3 protein-coding genes are annotated in these 1,855 nt (G+C 32.3%); all 3 read left to right on the plus strand.

What is annotated here, in order from left to right; all coding sequences use genetic code 11:
- The coding region (locus LS73_RS09685) for a gamma-glutamyltransferase (protein ID WP_201273585.1) at nt 1–604 on the plus strand (604 nt) is incomplete at its 5' end.
- A 470-nt stretch (nt 605–1,074) separates the two neighbouring features.
- Nucleotides 1,075–1,458, plus strand: coding sequence for a hypothetical protein (locus tag LS73_RS09690; protein WP_138070035.1), 384 nt, complete (start codon nt 1,075–1,077; stop codon nt 1,456–1,458).
- Nucleotides 1,443–1,781: a hypothetical protein gene (locus LS73_RS09695; RefSeq protein ID WP_233716136.1), complete on the plus strand. Its 339-nt coding sequence runs from the start codon at nt 1,443–1,445 to the stop codon at nt 1,779–1,781. The genes LS73_RS09690 and LS73_RS09695 overlap by 16 nt, the downstream gene beginning before the upstream one ends.
- The last annotated feature ends 74 nt before the right edge of the window (nt 1,782–1,855 follow it).

A 1,855-nucleotide genomic window follows, 5' to 3' on the forward strand; every position in this document is an offset into this window, starting at 1 on the left:
AGCTATTAATCCAAATGCAAAGGGATTTAAAGAAGGTAACCATACAACTCATTATTCAGTAGCAGATAAATGGGGCAATGCTGTAAGTGTTACTTATACAATTAACGGCAGTTATGGTGCGATGGTAGCTGTTGAGGGTGCTGGATTCTTATTAAATAATGAAATGGACGATTTTTCTATTAAGCCCGGAGTGCCAAATCTATATGGTTTAATAGGCAACGATGCAAATGCCATAGAACCAAATAAACGTCCTTTAAGTTCAATGAGTCCTACTATATTGCTCAAAGATGGTAAACTATTTATGGTAGTTGGAAGTCCGGGTGGCTCTAGGATTATTACCACAGTGTTGCAAGTCATTTCTAATGTTATAGACCATGGTATGAACATATCTCAAGCCGTTGAATTTTCAAGAATCCATCATCAATGGTTACCAGATGAGATAAGAGTAGAATCATTTGGGCTTAATAAAGATACACAAGACGCACTAAAGAGAATGGGTTATAAGATTACAGAGCTTCCAGATATGGGCGATGTAAATGCAATAGTGCGAGATATAAAAACAGGTATTTACTATGGAGTAACAGATCCTAGAAAAGAGTTTTAAGTTAACTATATTTCTTAAGTTTTGATTTAAAGAATTTGCCTAGCTAAAGACTAGACAAATGAATAATAATATCAAACAAAATTTCAAAATTAAACATAAAATACAAAGCTTATATAACTCAAATAACCTACATTTAATCTCTTACATAATATAGAATCTAGATATAGTTTTACTTAGCAAGATAAAAAGTTGTTTAAAGCTTATTCAAAATCTAAATGAAAATAAAGATAATCTATTCTATATACTGATTACAGAAGAACTACAATGCATAACGTTACTTATTAGTTAGTGGGTGTCCAATTAGTAGAGAAAAAGAATAAAAAGATTATTAAATCAAGCAGATAATATACAGATTACTCGACTTATTAATGATTCGGGCTATGTAACCACACTATAAAGGAAGCACATTAATCTCACCTTCTAATTCTAGCGCATTAGTGCCAATAAATAACCTAGAAAATAAAGGGAATGTGGCTACTAGTCAATATATATTAAATAAGCAATACCAACAATTAGAATTTCAAAGAATTTGGACACAGCTAAAGCAGCTTTTAGCACAAATGCAATCTTTATACGAAGCTTCTTATCCAAAGCTTAAGCCTAACAAAGATACAAGATTGCTTGCTAATGCAAATAACAATAAAGCTATAGATACAACAAACCAAAAAGCTATACAAGAGCTTTGGCTAAAAACCTTTAATCTTAAAAGCTTGGAAGATGATTTTATACCAAATGTGCCAAATGAAGTTAAAGAATATATTCAAGGAGCTGATTTAAAACTTACAAAGGGCAGTCTAACAAAACTTATCAAAATAATAGAGAAAATTTCATACCTTTCATTAAGCCCACATTAGAGAATCCTGATAAAGTGCTAGATAATGGCAATGCTATATTATTCATTAAAGAATTTATAGGTAAAGATAAAAATCGTTATTTTATGAGTATAGCTAAGAGTTATGATGGGGAATGGATTTTTAGCAGCCATGCACGTAGAGAAAAGAATAATATTCGCAATGAAATTTCAAAATCACAAATAATTTATGAAGCTAAGGGCGGCGAAGTTGCTGGTGCGAGTGATATATTAGAATCGGGCGGGGAAGTCTCTAAGCCCTCTCTCTTGCAGATTAAATACACCGCTAACCAAGACTTTGGAGAGCTAGCCCTAATTCTAGCATAAACAAGCAAGAATTACTTCCTTCTATCAAACATATCACAAGCTTTCAGCAACAAGCAAAGCAATTAGCCATGAAT

The organism is Helicobacter muridarum (assembly GCF_000765805.2).
Classification (GTDB): domain Bacteria; phylum Campylobacterota; class Campylobacteria; order Campylobacterales; family Helicobacteraceae; genus Helicobacter_A; species Helicobacter_A muridarum.